This window comes from Ornithinicoccus hortensis (assembly GCF_006716185.1).
Lineage (GTDB): Bacteria > Actinomycetota > Actinomycetes > Actinomycetales > Dermatophilaceae > Ornithinicoccus > Ornithinicoccus hortensis.
The window spans coordinates 2131132-2150071 of the sequence record NZ_VFOP01000001.1; the positions used below are offsets into that span (position 1 = coordinate 2131132).

Below are 18940 nucleotides of genomic sequence, written 5' to 3' on the forward strand. Positions count from 1 at the left end.
CATTGGTGGTTGGCTGGGCCCCATGAAGAAACTCATCAACGACCCTGCCGATGTCGTCGTCGAGGCACTCCAGGGGATGGCTGTCGCCCACCCCGACCGGCTCCGGGTCGACCTGGAGAACCGCATCGTCTATCGCAAGGACGCCCCCCGGCAGGGGAAGGTGGGTCTGATCTCCGGCGGCGGGTCCGGTCACGAGCCGATGCACGGTGGCTTCGTCGGCCTCGGGATGCTGGACGCCGCGTGCGCCGGTGAGGTGTTCACCTCCCCGGTCCCGGACCAGATGATGGCCGCCACGACCGCTGTGGACGGTGGCGCCGGGGTGCTGCACATCGTGAAGAACTACACCGGCGACGTGATGAACTTCGAGATGGCCGCGGAGTTGGCGGCCGCCGACAGCGGCACCGAGGTGCGCTCGGTGGTCGTCGACGACGACGTGGCCGTGCAGGACTCCCTCTACACCGCCGGTCGGCGCGGGGTCGGGGTCACCGTGCTGCTGGAGAAGCTGGTCGGGGCGGCCGCCGAGGAGGGCCGCGACCTGGCCGCCTGCGCCGACCTGGCCAGCAAGGTCAACGGCAACGGCCGGTCGATGGGGATGGCGCTGACCTCCTGCACCGTGCCGGCCGCGGGCAAACCCACCTTCGACCTGGCCGAGGACGAGATGGAGGTGGGCATCGGGATCCACGGCGAGCCGGGACGGGAGCGCAAGCAGATCGCGCCCGCCAAGGACGTGGCCGCGATGCTCGTCGAGCCGATCCTTTCGGACCTGGACTTCACGGGCGGCGACGGTGTGATCGCGATGGTCAACGGGATGGGCGGCACCCCGCTGATCGAGCTCTACCTGATGTACCACGAGGTCGCCCAGCTGCTGGAGAAGGCCGGCGTCACGGTGGCCCGCTCGCTGGTCGGCAACTACATCACCTCGCTGGAGATGGCCGGCTGCTCGGTCACCCTGGCCAAGGCCGACGACGACCTCGTCGGGCTGTGGGACGCCCCCGTCAATACTCCCGGCCTGCGCTGGGGGGTGTGAGCGTGGCGAACCTGGAGTCCTTCACCCGGTGGATCGCCGACTACGCCGCCGTCGTGGCGGAGCAGGCCGAGCACCTGACCGACCTGGACCGCGCGATCGGCGACGGCGACCACGGCTCCAACATGGCCCGCGGGACCGTCAAGGCCGCGGCGCTAGCCGACAGCGAGGAGTTCGCCGGGCTCGACGCCTACGTCAAGAAGGTCGGGATGACCCTGGTCAGCACCGTCGGCGGAGCCAGCGGGCCGCTGTACGGCACGTTCTTCCTGCGGATGGCCGGTCCGTTGGCCGGGGTCGAGGACGCCGGGCCCGCGGAGGTGGGGGCGGCGCTGCGCGCCGGGGTCGAGGGGGTCCTGGCGCGGGGCAAGGCCGAGGTCGAGGACAAGACGATGTATGACGCGTGGGCCCCGGCGCTGGAGGCGTTCGACGCGGCCGCGGCGGACGGAGCCGACCTCGCGACGGCGTTGGGTGCCGCGGCGGAGGCTGCGGCCAAGGGCCGCGACGGCACCAAGGACCTGATCGCCCGGAAGGGGCGGGCCAGCTACCTCGGGGAGCGCAGCCGGGGGCACATCGACCCGGGGGCGGCCAGCACCACGCTCCTGCTGGAGTCCGCGGCGCGCACCCTGGGCTGACCCCGGTCCGTGCCGGGTCCCGCCGATCCGGTATGCCGTGTGCCCCGTGAACCTGTCGGCCCGTCACCCAGGAGGACACCGTTGATCGGCATCGTCGTGGTCAGTCACAGCCACCCCCTGGCCAGCGCCGCCGTGGCGCTGGCCGCGGAGATGGTCCAGGAGGCCGACCGCCCGCGGATCGAGGTGGCGGCCGGGCTGGACGAGACGACCTTCGGCACCGACGCCGCGGCCGTCGCCGAGGCCATCGGACGCGCCGACTCCGGGGACGGGGTCCTGGTCCTGCTCGACCTCGGCAGCGCCGTGCTGTCCGCGGAGATGGCCCTGGAGTTCGTCGACCCCGAGGTCGCCGACCGGGTCGTGGTCTCCAGCGCCCCGCTCGTGGAAGGTTTGGTGGCCGCCGCCGTGACGGCCGGGACCGGTGCCCCACTGGACCAGGTGGCCGCCGAGGCCGGGCGGGGGCTGGCCGCCAAGGTCGACCACCTGGGCACCGACACAGATGCCGGGTCCGCGGGGCCGACTGACGGCATACCCGAGGAGGCGCAGCCACTACCGGACGACGCGGTGCGCGCCCGGGTGGAGGTGACCGCACCGCACGGTCTCCACGCCCGGCCGGCCGCGCGGTTCGTGCAGTGCGTCAACCTGTTCGCCGGGACCCGGGTGCAGGTGAGCAACCCGGACTCCGGGCGCGGGCCGGTCGACGGGCGGAGCCTGACCGCCATCGCCACCCTCGACGCCCGCCAGGGTCACCGGCTCGACCTCGCGGCCACGGGGGACCACGCGCAGGAGGCACTCGACGCCCTGGTGACGCTGGCCGCGACCGGCTTCGGCGACCAGCCGGACCGGGCAGCGCCGGCCGAGTCCGCCGGGCCCGACGCGGCCCCGTTCTCAGGACTCCGCGCCGCGGTGGGGCCCGTCCACCGGCCGGAGGGCGCCGTGGACCTCTCCGGGTATGCCGTGGGAGACGCCGCGCAGGAAGGGCACCGGTTGGACGCCGCCCTGGCCCGCGCCGCCGAGGAGCTGACCGCGCTCGCCGACCGCACCGCCGAGCAGGTGGGACGGGAGGAGGGGGCGGTCTTCGAGGCGCACCTGGGACTGCTGGGTGACCCGTCGCTGCTGGACCCGGTGCGGGCCGCCATCGGGGCCGGCACCGGTGCCCCGGCCGCCTGGCAGGAGCGGGTGGAGGCGCTGCGGGCCGAGTTCGCCGGTCTGCCGGACGCCTACCAGCGCGAGCGGGCCCAGGACGTGAGCAGCGTCGGCGACCGGGTGCTGCGGGCGCTGGCCGGGGGAGATCCTGCGGGGCAGGACCAGGGGCAGGAGCAGGGGGGCACGGAGGGCGGCCAGCGGCCGGTAGTCCTGGTGGTGGAGGAGTTGGACCCGGCGACCGCCGCCACCCTGGACCCGGCCACGACCGCCGGGGTGCTGACGACCGCTGGGGGAGCGACCGGTCACGGCGTGCTGGTGGCCCGGGCCCGCGGGGTGCCGTTGCTCACCGGCGTCGCCGCGGTCCGCGACGTGCCCGAGGGCACCGTGGTGGCCTTCGACGAGGACGCCCGGCGGTGCGAGGTCGACCCCGACGGGGCCACCCTGGCCGAGTTCGACGAGCTGATGAGGGAACGCGGCCAGGAGCGGGAGCGGCTGGGCCGACGCGCGCAGGAACCGGCCCTGACCACGGACGGTCACCGGATCGCGGTCAAGGCCAACCTCGCCTCGGTGGCCGAGGCGGCGCAGGCCGCGGCTGCGGGAGCGGAGGGTTCCGGCCTGGTCCGGACCGAGGTGCTGTTCGGGGACCGCACTCAGGCACCGTCGGTGGCCGACCAGGTGGCCGCCTTCGAGGCCATCGCCGAGGCGCTGCCGGGCCGCGGCATCACGATCCGCACCTGGGACGTCGGCGGCGACAAGCCGCTGCCGTTCCACCCCCAGCCGGAGGAGGCCAACCCGTTCCTGGGGGTGCGCGGCATCCGCTCCTTCCGGGAGGACCCGACGCTGCTGGTGGACCAGCTCGAGGCGGTCTGCCGGGTCGCCCGCCACCACCCGGTGCGGGTGATGTTCCCGATGGTGACCACGGTGGAGGAGGTCGATTGGGCGCTGGCCCGGCTGGACGAGGCCAGCCACCGGCTCGCCGACGGGCGACCCGACGCCCTGCAGGTCGGGATCATGGTCGAGGTCCCGGCGGCCGCGCTGCGCGCCGAGGCGCTGACCACGGTGCTGGACTTCGTGAGCATCGGCAGCAACGACCTCACCCAGTACACCCTGGCCGCCGAGCGGGGCAGCCCTTTCCTGGACGGCATCGCCGACGCGGCCGACCCGGCGGTGCTCCGGCTCGTCCGGGAGACCTGCGAGGAGGTCGCCGACGGGGTGCAGGTCTGCGTCTGCGGGGACGCCGCCGGCGACCCCGACCTGGCCCTGCTCCTGGTCGGGCTGGGCGTGCGGGAGCTGAGCGCCACCACCGCCTCGGTGCCGGCCGTCAAGGACGTGCTGCGGCGACACGGCCTCACCGACCTGGAGGACCTGGCCGACCGGGCGGTGCACGCCGACTCGGCGGCCGACGTGCGTGACCTGGTGCGGAGGTTCCGGGCCGGGGAGTCGCGCGACTGAGGCCGCTCAGCGCACCCCGCGCGGGCGGAACTGGATGCTGATCCGCGGCCCGACCGGCTTGGCCGTCTTGGGCACCGCATGCTCCCAGGTGCGCTGGCAGGATCCGCCCATCACCAGCAGGTCACCGTGTCCCAGCACCTGGCGCACCGTCTGGCCGGCGCCCCCGCCCCGCGGCCGCAGCAGCAGCGCGCGCGGTGCACCCAGCGAGACGATCGCCACCATCGTGTCGTGGCTGGCCCCGCGACCGAACCGGTCGCCGTGCCAGGCCACGCTGTCCCGGCCGTCGCGGTAGAGGCACATCCCCGCCGTCCGGAACGGCTCACCCAACTCGGTCGCGTAGTGGGCGCTCAGGTCCTCCCGGGCCCGGGTCAGTACCGGGTCGGGCAGCGTCTCCCGCTCGTCGTAGAACCTCAGCAGGCGGGGCGTGGCGACCTCCCGCTCCCACATCACGCGGCGCTCGCCGCGCCACTCCACCCCGGCCGGACCGCCCAGGACTAGCCGGGCGAACAGGTCGTCGGACCCGGTGACCCACCCGGGGCGGACGTCGATCCACGCTCCCCGGCTCAACGGCATACGGCGCACGGCGCCACCGAGCGGACGCAGGCCGACCTCCTCGACCTGGTCCAGCAACGAACCCTGCAGTGCAACGGACATGCGTTCGAGAATAGAACACCTGTCCGATCGTGTCCAGGGTTCGCGCGGAGTAGCGTGTCGGGGATGAACTGGCTGCCCGACGGGTTCGTCACCCCGCACCGTGTCGACCTGGCGACGGGCCACCACCTGCGCCCCATCCGCGGGAGCGACGTCGACATCGACTACCCGGCGGTGATGGGCTCCCGGGCCCGGCTCTGGGCACGGTACGGCGAGGCGTGGGGGTGGCCGCCGGAGACGATGACCCTCGAGGAGGACCGGGACGACCTGGTCCGGCACGAGCGGGAGATCGCGGCGCAGGAGACGTTCAACTTCGCCGTGCTCGACGAGGCCGAGGGGCGGCTGTGCGGCTGCGTCTACATCGATCCGCCCGAGGAGGACTCGCCCCCGGGGTGTGACGCCGTCTCGTCCTGGTGGGTGGTCGACGAGCACGCCGGCGGGCCGCTGGAGGAGGCGCTGGGGCAGTTCGTCCCCCGCTGGCTCGCGCAGACCTGGGGGTTCCGCGCCGTCTCCTTCGAGCCGTGAGGTCCACCGGCGCGGTCCGGGACGGCCCCGCGTAGGGTCTGGCCATGACCCAGACCCGCTACACCCACGGTCACCACGAGACCGTCCTGCGCTCCCACCGGTGGCGCACGGCGGAGAACTCGGCCGGCTACCTGCTCCCGCACCTGACCGGCGGTCAGCGGCTGCTCGACGTCGGGAGCGGCCCGGGGACGATCACCGTGGACCTGGCGGCGCGTGTCGCGCCGGGCCGGGTCACCGCGCTGGAGACCTCCGCGGAGGTGCTGGAACTGACCGCGCAGGCCGCCCGGGAGGCCGGGGTCAGCCTCGAGCTGACGGTCGGCGACGTCCATGACCTGCCGTTCGAGGACGACACCTTCGACGTCGTGCACGCGCACCAGGTGCTGCAGCACGTGGCTGACCCGGTGCAGGCGCTGCGCGAGATGCGCCGGGTGTGCCGCCCGGGTGGCCTGGTCGCGGTCCGGGATGCCGACTACGGCGCGTTCACCTGGTACCCCGCGGACGCCGTCCTGGACGGCTGGCTCGAGGTGTACCAGGCCGTCGCGCGTGGTAACGGCGGCGAGCCGGACGCGGGTCGGCGGCTGCTCGGCTGGGCGCTGGAGGCCGGCTTCACCGACGTCGAACCGGGGGCGAGTGCCTGGTGCTTCGCCACGCCGGAGGACCGGGCCTACTGGTGCGGGATGTGGGCCGACCGGGTCCGGGAGTCCGCGCTCGCCGACCAGGCGGTGGAAGGGGACCTGGCCAGCCCGGCCGACCTGCGGGAGATGGCGCAGGCCTTCCGCCGGCTCCAGGACGACCCGGCCGGCTGGTTCCTGGTGCCCAACGCGGAGATCCTGGCCCGCGCGTGAGACCCGTGGGGGAGGACCCGCCGGGTCCGCCCGGCGGGGTTGCCGCCCTCTGTCGGTCCCGCGGGGGACAATGGGGCCATGCCGCTCTACCGTGACGCCGCGATCGTGCTGCGGACCCACAAACTGGGTGAGGCCGACCGCATCGTCACCATGCTCGGACGCAACCGGGGCAAGGTGCGCGCCGTCGCCAAGGGCGTCCGGCGCACGCGCTCCCGGTTCGGGGCCCGGCTCGAGCCGGGCATGGTGGTGGACCTGCAGTGCTACGAGGGGCGCAACCTGGACACCGTCACCCAGACCGAGTCGATCGCCTCCTACGGCGAGGCGATCTCCCGGGACTACGAGGCGTGGACGGCGTGCAGCGCCATGCTCGAGACCTGCGACCGGCTCACCGAGGAGGGGGAGCCGGCGCTGCGCCAGTTCACCCTCCTGGCCGGCGCCCTGAGCTCGCTCGCCGGCGCCACCCACGCGCCCGGGCTGGTGCTCGACTCCTACCTGCTGCGCGCGATGGCGATCGGCGGGTGGGCGGCCAGCTTCCAGGACTGTGCCAAGTGTGGGGCCACCGGGCCGCACCGCGGGTTCAACGTCGCCTCCGGCGGCGCGGTCTGTCCGGTATGCCGTCCGCCCGGGTCCGCGGCCCCGGCACCGGAGACGATGGTGCTGCTCGCCTCGCTGCTCAGCGGCGACTGGGCCACCGCGGACGCCAGCGACCCCCGGCACCGGCGGGAGGGCAGCGGCCTGGTCGCCGCCTTCCTGCAGTGGCACCTGGAGCGCGGGGTGCGCTCGCTGCGCCTGGTGGAGCGGGTGTGATCGGGTGCCCTCGATGAGACGCTCCCGCCCGACCCCGGCGGACCGCCCCGCTCCCGTGCCGCCCTTCCCGCACCCCAGCGGTGCCCGGCCCCCGGCGATCCCCGCCGAGCTGGTGCCGCAGCACGTGGCGATCGTGATGGACGGCAACGGCCGGTGGGCCAACGCCCGCGGTCTGCCGCGCACCGTCGGGCACGAGGCGGGGGAGTCCTCGCTGCTGGACGTCATCGCCGGGGCGATCGAGATCGGCGTCCGGCACGTCTCGGCCTACGCCTTCTCCACCGAGAACTGGAAGCGCTCGGCCGAGGAGGTGCGCTTCCTGATGGGCTTCAACCGCGACGTGATCCGGCGGCGCCGCGACGAGATGTCCTCGTGGGGCGTCCGGGTCGTGTGGTCCGGCCGGGCGCCCCGGCTGTGGCGCTCGGTGATCAAGGAGCTGCAGACGGCCGAGGAGATGACCCGCGACAACGACGTCATCACGCTGAACTTCTGCGTCAACTACGGCGGGCGGGCCGAGATCGCCGACGCGGTCCGGGCGATCGGGCAGGACGTGGCGGCGGGGCGGCTGGACCCCTCCCGGATCGACGAGCGGACCGTGGCCCGGCACCTCTACCACCCGGACGTGCCGGACGTGGACCTGTTCCTGCGCTCCTCGGGGGAGCAGCGCACCTCCAACTTCCTGGTGTGGCAGTCCGCGTATGCCGAGATGGTGTTCCTGGACACGCTCTGGCCCGACTTCGACCGGCGCCACCTGTGGGAGGGCATCCAGATCTACGCCGAGCGCGACCGGCGCTACGGCGGGGCGGTGGACCGGTCCACCGACGGTGCGGCGGACCGGCCCACCGGTCGCGGCTGACGCCGCCGCGACCGGTGGCCCGGGTCAGCCGACCAGCCCGTGCGGGTCGATGACGTACTTCTTGGCCACGCCGGAGTCGAAATCGGCGTAGGCCTGGGGCGCCTCGTCGAGGGAGACCGTGGTGGCATTGACCGCCTTGGCGATCTGCACCCGGTCGTGCAGGATCGCCATCATCAGGCCGCGGTGGTACTTCATCACCGGGCACTGACCGGTCATGAACGAGTGCGACTTGGCCCAGCCGAGGCCGAGGCGCAGCGACAGCGAACCCTCCTGCGCCGCCTCGTCGACGCCGCCGGGGTCACCCGTGACGTACAACCCCGGGATGCCGAGCCCGCCGCCGGCCCGGGTGATGGTCATCAGCGAGTTGAGGACCGTGGCCGGTGCCTCCTGGCTGGACCCCTCGCCGTGGCCCCTGGCCTCGAACCCGACGGCATCGATGCCGCAGTCGACCTCGGGCACCCCCAGCAGCTGCTCGAGCTGGTCGCCCGGGTCGCCCTTCGAGACGTCGATCGTCTCGCAGCCGAAGCTGCGGGCCTGCTCCAAGCGGTCGGCGTTCAGGTCCCCGACGACCACCACGGCCGCGCCGAGCAGCTGCGCCGAGGCGGCCGCGGCCAGCCCGACCGGCCCCGCCCCGGCGACGTAGACGGTGGACCCCACACCGACGCCCGAGGTGACGGCCCCGTGGAACCCGGTGGGGAAGATGTCCGACAGCATCGTCAGGTCGAGGATCTTCTCCATCGCCTGGTCCTTGTCCGGGAACTTGAGCAGGTTCCAGTCGGCATACGGCACCAGCACGTACTCGGCCTGCCCGCCGACCCAGCCGCCCATGTCGACGTAGCCGTAGGCGCTACCCGGCCGGTCCGGGTTCACGTTGAGGCAGATGCCGGTCAGCCGCTCCTTGCAGTTGCGGCACCGGCCACAGGCGATGTTGAACGGCACCGAGCAGAGGTCACCCTCCTTGATGAACTCCACCCCCGGTCCCGTCTCGATCACCTCGCCGGTGATCTCGTGGCCCAGCACGAGGTTCTCCGGGGCGGTGGTGCGGCCGCGGACCATGTGCTGGTCCGATCCGCAGATGTTGGTGGTGACCACCTTCAGGATCGCCGCGTGGGGCAGCGCCCGACCGACGTTCGCCGGGTTCACCCCGGGACCGTCCTGCAGCTCGAACGTGGGGTACGGGATGTCCTGGACCTCGACGTGTCCCGGGCCCGTGTAGGCAATGGCTCTGTTGCTCGACATGGGTGCTCGCTCTCAGCGCCGCGAGCCGGGGGCCGGGGACGGACCACGCTCGCGGTCGCATCACTGGGGATCCAGCCACCGTATGTCGTCCCGCGGCTTTTGACCATGGGTGCCGCCGAACCTGAGCCTGTAGGAAGTAAGGTTAGGGAAACCTTAGAGATCGACGGAAGGCTGGGCACGTGGCCAAGACGAACATCGGGGCGAGCCGGATCAAGCCGGAGCAGACCGGCCTGCTCACCCTGGAGGTGCTCGGCCGGGAGCAGGTCACGCCGAGTTTCGCACGGGTCACGCTCGGCCGGGGCGACATCGAGAAGTTCACCCCGATGGGCTACGACCAGTGGTTCCGGCTGTTCATCCCGGTCGCCGAGGACTCGCTGTCCCGGCTGCCCGGGAAGCTGGACACGCTCTCCTATCTGAAGTTCCTGGCGATCAGCAAGACGCAGCGACCCGTGCTGCGCAACTACACGGTGCGCGCCCACCGGGTCACCGCGGACGGGCCCGAGATCGACGTCGACTTCGTGCTGCACGGCGAGGGGGACGGTGCCGGTCCCGCGGCGTCCTGGGCGCAGGCCTGCTCGCCCGGTGACGTCGTGGCCATCCTGGACGAGGGCATCACCTTCACCCCGCCGGCGGAGGTGCGCAGCACCGAGATCGTCGCCGACGAGACCGGGCTCCCTGCGGTAGCGGGGATCCTGGCCTCGCTGCCGGAGGACTTCACCGGGCGGGCCTGGGTCGAGGTGCCGACGGCGGCGGACCGGCAGGACCTGCCGGGGCCGGAGGGGGTGGAGCTGACCTGGGTGGTGCGCGAGGACCTGCACGCCCGTCCCGGCGCGGCGGTGCTCGCCGCGGCCCGGTCGGCCGCGCCGAGCACCGTCCCCGGCTACTGCTGGGCGGTGGGGGAGCAGCAGGTCCCGACCGGGATGCGGCGGCACTGGATCGCGGCGGGAGTCCCGAAGGACCGGATCACCTTCACCGGCTACTGGAAGGCACCCAAGGGGCACTGAGTCCCCGGGTGCGCGGCTGGGTGCGCCGAGGGCGGGGCGCCGCCGGCGTCAGCGGGCGGAGCAGTCCGCGCAGAGTCCGAAGATCTCCAGGGTGTGCGCGACCTCGGTGAACCCGTGCTCGGCGGCCACCCGCTCGGTCCATCGCTCGACGGTCGGTCCCTCCACCTCGACCGTGCGACCGCACCCACGGCATACCAGGTGGTGGTGGTGACCGGTGCTGCACATCCGGTAGACCGCCTCACCCTCGTCGGTCCGCAGCACGTCCACCTCGCCGTCCTCGGCGAGCACGGTGAGGGTGCGGTAGACGGTGGCCAGGCCGACCTTGTCGCCGGCCGCCCGCATCTTGGCGTGCAGCTCCTGGGCGGAGGTGAAGTCCTCCAGGGTCTCCAACTGGGCCGCGACGGCAGCCTGCTGCCGCGTGGGGCGGCGCCGCGTCGAAGTCATCGTGTCACCTGCTCCTGCTCGGAAGGGTCGTCGGTCGCACCGGTGTCCCCAGGGTAGGCCGTGTGCTCACCGTGCTCGTCGTAGTGGGCCCCGTGCGGTGCGTGGCGGTGCTCCCCGTGCAGGTAGTCGACGTGGTCACCGTGCGGGACCGCCCGGTGGCCGCAACCCGGTCCGTGCTCGTGCGGGTGGCGCTCGGCGACCCGGTGTGCCCGCTTGGTGGCCGCCCGGGCCAGGCCCGTCGCGCCGGCCACCGCCAGGAACACCGCGATCGCCAACAGCACGATGGTGCCGCCCGCCGCGGTGTCGGCGTAGAAGGAGGTCACCACGCCACCGACGGAGGACAGCACGCCGAAGGCCACGGCCCAGACCATCGTGGTGCGGAAGCTGCGGGCGACCTGCTGGGCGGCCGCATTCGGCACGATCATCAGGGCGCTGATCAGGAGCAGGCCGACGACCCGCATCGAGACCACGACGGTGACCGCGGTGAGGACGGACAGGGTGATGTTGAGCGCCATCACCGGCAGCCCGCTGGCCCGGGCGTACTCCTCGTCGCCGGCCACGGCGAACAGCCGCTGGTGCAGCACCAGCGTGACGCCCATGATCACGGCGCAGAGCACCCCGAAGACGACCAGGTCCTGGCCGGAGGTGGTGGTGATCGCCCCGAAGAGGTAACCGGTGAGGTTGGCGGTCTGGCTGCCGTCGACCCGGTTGATGATCACCACGCCGGCCGCGATCCCGCCGTAGAACATCACGGCCAGGGCGATGTCACCGCTGGTCCGCCCGCGGGCCCGGATCACCTCGATGGCCACCCCGGCGAAGACGGCGGCCGCCATCGCGGTGACCAGCGGTTGGGTGTCCAGGAAGACGCCGATCGCGACCCCGGCGAGGGCCACGTGACCCATCCCGTCCCCGATGAGGGACAGCCGGCGCTGCACCAGGAAGATCCCGACCAGAGGCGCCGCGGCGCCCACCAGGAGCGCGGCCAGCAGGGCGTTGCGCATGAAGTCCAGGCTGAGGATCTCGGCCATCAGCGGTCCTCTCCCGGATCGGCGGCGTCGAGGGGGCCGGAGCCCAGCCAGCTCAGGCCCTCCGGCTCGTCCTCGTCGTCGTGGTGATGGTGGTGCGCCTCGTGCGGGTGGGCGGCGGTGGCGGCGGTCACCCTGGCGCGGTGCACGGCATACTGCTGCGGCGTGCCGTCGAAGCTGATCGCGCCGAGCTCGAGCTCGACGATCCGGTCCACGATGCCGCGCAGCGCCGCGAGCTCGTGGGTGACCACGATCATCGTTACCCCCAACCCGGCCAGGCGCCGCAGCACGGCCGCGAGCACGTCCTGGCTGGCGGCGTCCACCCCGGCGGTGGGTTCGTCCATGATCAGCACGTCCGGCCGGGCGGCCATCGCCCGGGCGATCAGCACCCGGCGCTGCTGCCCGCCGGACAGCGTCGCGACGTCGTCCTTGGCCCGGTCGTCCAACCCGACGGTCCGGAGGGCCTGGGTCACCCGGTCCCGCTGCTCGCGGGTGGCCGGGCGCCACCAGGGGCGGGTGGCCAGCTGTCCGGTGGCGACGACCTCGCGCACCGTGGAGCGCACCGACCCGGAGAGGGTATGCCGTTGCGGCACGTAGCCGACCCGGCTGCGGTCCCGGATCCGGTTCAGCGGGACGCCGAACACCTCGCCGTGGCCGGACAGGTGGTCGTTCAGCCCCAGCAGCCCGCGGACCAGGGTCGACTTGCCGGACCCGTTGGGCCCGAGCAGGGCGACCACCTCACCGGGGCGGATCCGGAGGGTGACGTCCTCGAGGACGGGACGCCCGGCATACCCGAAGCCGGCGTGGCGCAAGTCCAGGACGGGGGTGTCCGGCGCGGCCTGCCCGGTCGCGCTGCTCACGAACAGTCCTGTCCCTGGCGCAGCGCCTCCAGGTTGGACCGCATGACCTCCAGGTAGTCGGACCCGGCGGAGGCGTCGGTGATCCCCTCGACCGGGTCGAGCACCAGCACCTCGGTGCCGGTCTCGTCCGCGATCACCTGGGCCAGGTCGCCGCCCAGGAGCACCTCGGAGTAGATCGTGTCCACCCCGGCATCCTGCACGACGTGGGTGATCTCGGCCATCCGCGCCGGGCTGGGCTCGGAGTCCGGGGAGACGCCGGTGATGCCGACCTGGTGCAGGCCGTACCGGTCCGTCAGGTAGCCGAAGGCGGTGTGCGTGGTGACCACCGTGTCGATCCGGCAGTCGGCCAGGCCGGCGGCCAGCTCCTCGTCCAGCGCCGCCAGCTCCTCCTGGAAGGCGGTGGCGTTGGCCCGGTAGTCCTCCGCGTGGTCCGGGTCGAGCCCGGCCAGCTCGTCGGCGATCGCCCCGACGGCGGCCGAGTAGCGGTCCGGGTCGAGCCAGAAGTGCGGGTCGACGCCGCCGTGGTCGTGGCCCTCGTGGTCGTCCTTCCCGGCGTGGTCGTCCTCGGCGTGGTCGCCGTGGTCCTCCCCGCCGTGCTCGACGTCCCCGGTGCTGGCCAGGTCGACGACGTCGTTGACGTCGAGGGTGTGCTCGGCCGCCTGGCTGGTCGCGGCGTCGTCGAGGGCCGCCTGCATCCCGCCGGAGAGCACCACCAGGTCCGCGCTCTGGACGGTGCCCACCTGGCGCGGCGTGAGCTCCAGGTCGTGCGGGTCGACGCCCGGGCTGGTGAGCCCGACGACCTCGACGGCACCGGTGTCCCCGGCGACCCGCTGCGTGGCGTACTCCAGCGGGTAGAACCCGGCGACGACCGTGAGGTCGGCGTCCCCGCCACCCGCTCCGCCGTCGTCCCCGCTGCCGCACCCGGTCGCCACCAGGGCGGTGCCCAGCAGGACGAGGGAGAGCGGGCGGAGGCGGGCGCGAGGGGTCAGCGGCATTGCTCCATGGTGCGGCGAATGAGAATGATTGTCAAAATGGCCCGAGGGTCCGGGCGCGCGGGCTCAGTTCGGGATGAACCGGGTCGCCAGCACCGCAAGCACGAGCGCCAGCACGGCCACCCGCATCAGGCGCATCGAGGGGGTCAGGTGCGGCCAGGACAGGTAGAGCAACCACAGCAGAGCGAGCAGTGCCAGGCCCACGAGCACCAGGCCGACCGGGCCGGCGACGAAACCACCGACCAGGATGAGCGCGATCATCACCAGCGAGGGCACCCACTGGGGCAGCCGGGCCAGGGCAGAGACGGCGGGCATGCTGGCCTTCTCGACGGCGGCGCGCACACCGGTCGGGTGTTGGTAGGGCTCGGGGGAGTGTGTCGGGTCGGGCACCCTCCGAGGGTATCTCCCGGCGCACGTAAACTCTGCGCCATGGCAGCCACTTCAACCGTTGATACCGTCGTCAGTCTCTGCAAGCGCCGCGGGTTCGTCTTCCCGTGCGGTGAGATCTACGGCGGGACGCGATCGGCCTGGGACTACGGGCCGCTCGGCGTGGCCCTCAAGGACAACATCAAGCGGCAGTGGTGGAAGGCGATGGTGCAGTCCCGCGACGACGTCGTCGGTCTGGACTCCTCGATCATCCTGCCGAAGCAGACCTGGGTCGCCTCCGGGCACGTGGGGACCTTCTCCGACCCGCTGACCGAGTGCCAGTCCTGCCACAAGCGGTTCCGCGCCGACCACCTGCAGGAGGCGGTGGCGGACAAGGCGGCCAAGAAGGGCAAGGAGATCAACCCCGACGACGTCGACCTGGCCGACGTCGCCTGCCCCAACTGCGGCACCAAGGGGGCCTGGACCGCGCCGCGCGAGTTCAACATGATGCTCAAGACCTACCTGGGCGTCATCGAGGACGAGACCGGGTTGCACTACCTGCGCCCGGAGACCGCGCAGGGCATCTTCATCAACTTCGCCAACGTGATGGGGGCCGCGCGCAAGAAGCCGCCGTTCGGGATCGCGCAGACCGGCAAGAGCTTCCGCAACGAGATCACGCCGGGCAACTTCATCTTCCGGACCCGTGAGTTCGAGCAGATGGAGATGGAGTTCTTCGTCGAGCCCTCCACCGCCAAGGAGTGGCACCAGTACTGGATCGACGAGCGCACCAACTGGTACGTCGACCTGGGCATCAACCGGGAAAACCTGCGCCACTACGAGCATCCGGCCGAGAAGCTGTCGCACTACTCCGACCGCACCGTCGACATCGAGTACCGGTTCAACTTCGCCGGCTCGGAGTGGGGCGAGCTCGAGGGCATCGCGAACCGCACCGACTTCGACCTGAAGTCGCACAGCGAGCACTCCGGGCAGGACCTCACCTACTTCGACCAGGCGTCCGGCGAGCGGTACACCCCCTACGTGATCGAGCCCGCAGCCGGCCTGTCCCGGTCGCTGATGACGTTCCTGGTGGATGCCTACACCGAGGACGAGGCGCCGAACACCAAGGGCGGGGTCGACAAGCGGGTCGTGCTGCGGCTGGACCCGCGGCTGGCCCCGACGAAGGTCGCCGTGCTGCCGCTGTCCCGCAACGCCGACCTCACGCCCAAGGCGAAGGACCTCGCGGCCGCGCTGCGCAAGCACTGGATGGTCGACTTCGATGACGCCGGTGCGATCGGGCGCCGCTACCGCCGCCAGGACGAGATCGGCACGCCGTTCTGCGTCACCGTGGACTTCGACACCCTGGAGGACCAGGCGGTCACCATCCGGGAGCGCGACACGATGGGCCAGGAGCGGGTCTCCCTGGACCAGGTCGAGGGCTACCTGGCGCAGCGGCTGATCGGGTGCTGAGCCGGGCCGCGGGGGAGACGACGCGATGATCGAGCACTTCACCCCCGCCGAGATCGAGGCGATGCGGCCCGCCGGCCGCTTCGTCGCCGAGACGCTGGCCACGCTCCGTGACGAGGCCAGCGTCGGGACCAACCTGTTGGAGATCGACGCCCGCGCCGCCGAACTCATCGCGCAGGCGGGTGCCACCAGCTGCTATGTCGACTACCACCCGAGCTTCGGGGCGATGCCGTTCGGCAAGGTCATCTGCACCTCGGTCAACGACGGCGCGCTGCACGGACTCCCGCACGACTACCGGCTGCGCGACGGGGACCTGCTCAGCCTCGACTTCGCGGTCTCGATCGACGGGTGGGTCGCCGACTCGGCGATCAGCTTCGTGGTGGGGGAGCCGCGCGAGGAGGACCTGCGCCTCATCGAGACCACGGAGCGCGCCCTCGAGGCGGGCATCGGTGCGTTGCGCGTCGGCGGCAGGCTGGGTGACGTGTCGGCGGCCATCGGGGCCGTGTGCCGCGGGGCTGGCTACGGGGTCAACCTCGAGTTCGGTGGCCACGGGGTGGGCCGGGAGATGCACGGCGACCCCCACGTGGTCAACGACGGCCGCCCCGGCCGCGGGCTGAAGCTGCTGCCCGGCCTGGTGATCGCGATCGAGCCGTGGCTGATGCTCGGCACGGACCGCATCTTCACCGACGCCGATGGCTGGACCCTGCGCAGCGCCGACGGCTCCCGCGCCGCGCACAGCGAGCACACCGTGGCACTCACCGAGGACGGCCCCGTCGTCCTCACCGCCCCCACCCTCCCGCTGGGTTGAGTTTTCGGCGGCAGGATTATCGGGTCACCCGGTAATCCTGCGCTTCGTAGGAGAAGCTTCCCGGGACGAAGCGCCAGGTTCCGGGGTGAAGCACGCGCCAGGACCGTCCTTCCGGCAGCCGGCGACCGCTCACACCAGCGAGGCGGCCAGGCTGAACGTCCCGAAGCCCAGCACCGTCGAGACCAGGATCACCGAGGCGATCCGGCCGTTGTCGGCGCCGAACCGCTCCGCCAGCATCGAGGTGTTGGCGGCCGAGGGGAGCGCGGCGGTCAGCACCAGGACACCCAGGGCCGCACCGCTCAGCGGCAGGCCGGCCCGGATCGCCAGCCACCCGAGCAGCCCGACGGCCGCCGGGTGGAGCAGGAGCTTCAAGGAGGTCAACCAGTAGACGTCCGGTGAGGTCCAGGTTGCCGGCCGTCGTCCCTGCTGGGCGGCGGTCATCCGCTCGCGGGCCAGCACGGTGCCGATGGTGAACAGCGCGACCGGTGTGGCGGAGGCCGCCAGCATCGTCACCACCTCCTCCAGCGGGCGCACCATGGTCAACCCGCTCGCACCCCAGGCGGCGCCGAGCACGATGGCCCAGGGCATCGGGTTGGTCGCGACCCGCCGCAGCGCCCGGCCACCCTGCCCGGCCCGGCCGTCCGGACCGGCGGCGGCCTGACCCCGGTGGGCCAGCGCGATCGCGATCGACTGCATTAGGACGACGTCGACCAGCAACGTGGTGATGATCGGCCCGGCCGCCCGGGTGCCGAGCAGGGCGGTGATCAGCGGCACGCCCATGAAGCCGGAGTTGGACATCACCGCGATGAGCCCGCCGAACGACGCGTCGAGCCACCCCAGCCGCTGACGGAGCCCGCTGGCCACGGCCAGGGAGAGCACCAGCAGCCCGGACAGCACCCAGAGCCCGATCAGCGTCGGGTCGAGCAGGTCGACCACGGGGGTGCGGGCGCCGAGCTGGAAGAGCATGGCGGACAGGGCGAAGTAGAGGACGTAGGTGTTCAGACCCGGCACCGCGGCCAGCGGCAGGGCGTGCCAGCGCGCCGCGAGGTAGCCGATCAGCACGAGCGCGAAGAACGGGATGATCACCGACAGGATGTCCACCGGGGAAGTCTCGCCGCACGCCCGCGCCCGCGGCCGACCGGGGTGCTGCACCTAGTCGACCGGGGTGCCCGCGGACGACGGGCACACCCGCGGACGGGGACGGCTCCGCCAGGTGGCCGCCCCCGACCGCGGGTCAGCTCAGAGGCTGCCGCCCTTGAGCTGGTCCACGATGTATTCCGCCTGCCGGATGGCCAACGCGACGATGGTCAGCGTCGGGTTCGCCGCAGCGCCGGTGGTGAAGAGCGAACCGTCGGAGACAAACAGGTTCGGCACATCGTGGGCCCTGCCCCACCTGTCCGTCACGCCGTCCTCGGGACGTTCGCTCATCCGCGAGGTCCCCAGGTTGTGGGTGGACGGGTAGGGGGGAGTGTGGTGGGTGCCGACCGCGCCGACCGCGGTGTACATCGCGTCGGCCCGGCCGTAGGCGTGCTCGCGCATCGCCACGTCGTTGGGGTGGTCGTCGAAGTGCACGTCCGGCACGGGCAGCCCGGACTTGTCCTGCACCGTGGAGTTCAGGGTGACCCGGTTGGACTCCTGCGGCATGTCCTCGCCGACGATCCACAACCCTGCGGTCCGGGCGTAGGCGTCCATCAGCTCGGTGAACTCCTTGCCCCACGACCCGGGCTCGACGAAGCTGGCCAGGAAGGCCGGCCCCAGGGACAGCGTCTCCATGTAGTAGCCGCCGACGAAGCCTCGGGACGGGTCGTGCCGCGACTCGTCGGCCACCAGGCCGGCCATGGTCTCGCCGCGGTACATCCGCACGTCCTTCTCGAACCGCGCGTAGACGGACCCGGTCGTATGCCGCATGTAGTTGCGTCCGACCTGCCCGGAGGAGTTGGCCAGGCCGTCCGGGAACAGCGAGGAGGCACTCATCAACAGCAGGCGGGGCGTCTCGATCGAGTTGCCCGCGACGCAGACCACCTTCGCCGCCTGGCGGTGCAGGTTGCCCTCGGAGTCCAGGTAGAGCACCGCGTCGACCTTGCCGTCGGAGCCGTGCGTGATCTGCACCGCCTGGCTCTCCGGGCGCAGGTCCAGCAGCCCGGTCTCCTGGGCCCTGGGCAGTTCGCGGACCATGGTCGACCACTTGGACTTGCCCTTGTCGCCCTGGAAGTTGAAGCCGTCCTGCACCGAGGCGGGCCGCCCGTCGTAGGGCTCGGCGTTGGTGGCATACGGCCCGGTCGCGTAGTGCCGGTACCCCACCTTCTCGGCACCGTTGGCCAGCACCTTGTAGTTGTTGTTGGCCGGCAGCGGCGGCCGTCCGTGACGGTGGGTGGAGCCCATCGCCTGCTCGGCGCGGTCGTAGTAGGGCTCCATCTCGGCCAGGGTCAGCGGCCAGTCGATCAGGTTCGCCCCCTCGACCCGGCCGTAGACCGAACGGGCCCGGAACTCGTGCTCCTTGAACCGGGGCGTGGCGCCGGCCCAGTGCGTGGTGGTCCCGCCTACGGCCTTGACGATCCAGGCCGGCAGGTTCGGGAAGTCGGTGGCCACCCGCCAGCTGCCGGAGGTGGTGCGCGGGTCCAACCACGCCATCTGGTTGAACGCCTCCCACTCCAGGTTCATGTAGTCCTCGTTGCGCAGGTAGGGCCCCGCCTCGAGGACCACGACCGGGATCCCGGCCTTGGTCAGCTCGTAGGCCATGGTGCCGCCGCCTGCGCCGGACCCGATGACGACGACGGTTGCCTCGTCCTTGGCGATCTCGGCCATG

19 protein-coding genes are annotated in these 18940 nt (G+C 72.4%); 10 read left to right on the plus strand and 9 right to left on the minus strand.

Translation table 11 applies throughout. The features are described 5' to 3' along the window. Positions 1-22: 22 nt before the first annotated feature. The 3 genes from dhaK to ptsP all read left to right on the plus strand — a co-directional run bounded on the left by dhaK (position 23) and on the right by ptsP (position 4251). The gene (gene dhaK, locus FB467_RS09915) at positions 23-1027 is read left to right on the plus strand and encodes a dihydroxyacetone kinase subunit DhaK (protein ID WP_141784951.1); all 1005 of its coding nucleotides are present in this window, start codon (positions 23-25) and stop codon (positions 1025-1027) included. Next, positions 1024-1656, plus strand: coding sequence for a dihydroxyacetone kinase subunit DhaL (gene dhaL, locus FB467_RS09920; RefSeq protein WP_425325832.1), 633 nt, complete (start codon positions 1024-1026; stop codon positions 1654-1656). Before dhaK ends, dhaL begins: the two co-directional genes overlap by 4 nt. 81 nt (positions 1657-1737) lie before the next feature. Beyond that, positions 1738-4251: a phosphoenolpyruvate--protein phosphotransferase gene (ptsP, locus tag FB467_RS09925; protein ID WP_141784952.1), complete on the plus strand. Its 2514-nt coding sequence runs from the start codon at positions 1738-1740 to the stop codon at positions 4249-4251. Positions 4252-4257: 6 nt separating this feature from the next. On the opposite strand, the gene FB467_RS09930 is transcribed toward ptsP, so the two are convergent. Then, positions 4258-4905 (minus strand): alpha-ketoglutarate-dependent dioxygenase AlkB, encoded by a 648-nt coding sequence (locus FB467_RS09930; RefSeq protein WP_141784953.1) that lies wholly within the window; start codon positions 4903-4905, stop codon positions 4258-4260. A 63-nt stretch (positions 4906-4968) separates the two neighbouring features. Between FB467_RS09930 and FB467_RS09935 the strand changes: the two genes are divergently transcribed. The 4 genes from FB467_RS09935 (at position 4969) to FB467_RS09950 (ending at position 7932) form a co-directional block, all read left to right on the plus strand. Beyond that, positions 4969-5427, plus strand: a complete 459-nt coding sequence (locus tag FB467_RS09935) for a GNAT family N-acetyltransferase (protein ID WP_141784954.1) — start codon at positions 4969-4971, stop codon at positions 5425-5427. Between the two features lie 44 nt (positions 5428-5471). Further along, positions 5472-6272, plus strand: coding sequence for a methyltransferase domain-containing protein (locus FB467_RS09940; protein ID WP_141784955.1), 801 nt, complete (start codon positions 5472-5474; stop codon positions 6270-6272). 78 nt (positions 6273-6350) lie between these two features. Next, on the plus strand, positions 6351-7079 hold the full coding sequence (gene recO / locus FB467_RS09945) for a DNA repair protein RecO (RefSeq protein ID WP_141784956.1): 729 nt from the start codon (positions 6351-6353) through the stop codon (positions 7077-7079). A gap of 13 nt (positions 7080-7092) precedes the next feature. Then, positions 7093-7932, plus strand: coding sequence for an isoprenyl transferase (locus FB467_RS09950; protein WP_141784957.1), 840 nt, complete (start codon positions 7093-7095; stop codon positions 7930-7932). Between the two features lie 24 nt (positions 7933-7956). Here FB467_RS09950 and fdhA read toward each other — a convergent pair whose 3' ends face one another. Further along, positions 7957-9171, minus strand: coding sequence for a formaldehyde dehydrogenase, glutathione-independent (fdhA, locus tag FB467_RS09955; protein ID WP_141784958.1), 1215 nt, complete (start codon positions 9169-9171; stop codon positions 7957-7959). Positions 9172-9350: 179 nt separating this feature from the next. On the opposite strand from fdhA, the gene FB467_RS09960 reads away from it, so the two are divergent. Further along, entirely contained in the window at positions 9351-10175 is an 825-nt protein-coding gene (locus FB467_RS09960) for a siderophore-interacting protein (RefSeq protein ID WP_194288323.1), read from the plus strand. A gap of 48 nt (positions 10176-10223) precedes the next feature. Here the strand turns inward: FB467_RS09960 and FB467_RS09965 are convergent, their stop codons facing one another. The 5 genes from FB467_RS09965 to FB467_RS09985 form a co-directional block, all read right to left on the minus strand. After that, the gene (locus FB467_RS09965) at positions 10224-10619 is read right to left on the minus strand and encodes a Fur family transcriptional regulator (RefSeq protein ID WP_141784959.1); all 396 of its coding nucleotides are present in this window, start codon (positions 10617-10619) and stop codon (positions 10224-10226) included. Next, a complete protein-coding gene (locus FB467_RS09970; protein ID WP_141784960.1) occupies positions 10616-11647 on the minus strand; it encodes a metal ABC transporter permease in 1032 nt (343 codons plus the stop codon). Before FB467_RS09970 ends, FB467_RS09965 begins: the two co-directional genes overlap by 4 nt. Continuing rightward, the gene (locus FB467_RS09975; protein WP_141784961.1) at positions 11647-12504 is read right to left on the minus strand and encodes a metal ABC transporter ATP-binding protein; all 858 of its coding nucleotides are present in this window, start codon (positions 12502-12504) and stop codon (positions 11647-11649) included. The genes FB467_RS09970 and FB467_RS09975 overlap by 1 nt, the downstream gene beginning before the upstream one ends. After that, positions 12501-13499 carry a metal ABC transporter substrate-binding protein gene (locus FB467_RS09980; RefSeq protein WP_141784962.1) on the minus strand — a complete coding sequence of 333 codons (999 nt, stop codon included), beginning with the start codon at positions 13497-13499 and terminating at the stop codon, positions 12501-12503. The genes FB467_RS09975 and FB467_RS09980 overlap by 4 nt, the downstream gene beginning before the upstream one ends. Positions 13500-13562: 63 nt before the next feature. Further along, positions 13563-13886, minus strand: a complete 324-nt coding sequence (locus FB467_RS09985; RefSeq protein ID WP_141784963.1) for a DUF6703 family protein — start codon at positions 13884-13886, stop codon at positions 13563-13565. A gap of 39 nt (positions 13887-13925) precedes the next feature. Between FB467_RS09985 and FB467_RS09990 the strand changes: the two genes are divergently transcribed. Both FB467_RS09990 and map read left to right on the plus strand, forming a co-directional pair. Next, the gene (locus tag FB467_RS09990) at positions 13926-15329 is read left to right on the plus strand and encodes a glycine--tRNA ligase (protein WP_141784964.1); all 1404 of its coding nucleotides are present in this window, start codon (positions 13926-13928) and stop codon (positions 15327-15329) included. 25 nt (positions 15330-15354) lie between these two features. Next, positions 15355-16134 (plus strand): type I methionyl aminopeptidase, encoded by a 780-nt coding sequence (map, locus tag FB467_RS09995; RefSeq protein ID WP_141784965.1) that lies wholly within the window; start codon positions 15355-15357, stop codon positions 16132-16134. 129 nt (positions 16135-16263) lie between these two features. On the opposite strand, the gene FB467_RS10000 is transcribed toward map, so the two are convergent. Both FB467_RS10000 and FB467_RS10005 read right to left on the minus strand, forming a co-directional pair. After that, on the minus strand, positions 16264-17235 hold the full coding sequence (locus tag FB467_RS10000) for an AEC family transporter (RefSeq protein WP_141784966.1): 972 nt from the start codon (positions 17233-17235) through the stop codon (positions 16264-16266). Between the two features lie 138 nt (positions 17236-17373). After that, positions 17374-18939 carry a GMC family oxidoreductase gene (locus tag FB467_RS10005; RefSeq protein WP_141784967.1) on the minus strand — a complete coding sequence of 522 codons (1566 nt, stop codon included), beginning with the start codon at positions 18937-18939 and terminating at the stop codon, positions 17374-17376. Position 18940: the final 1 nt, after the last annotated feature.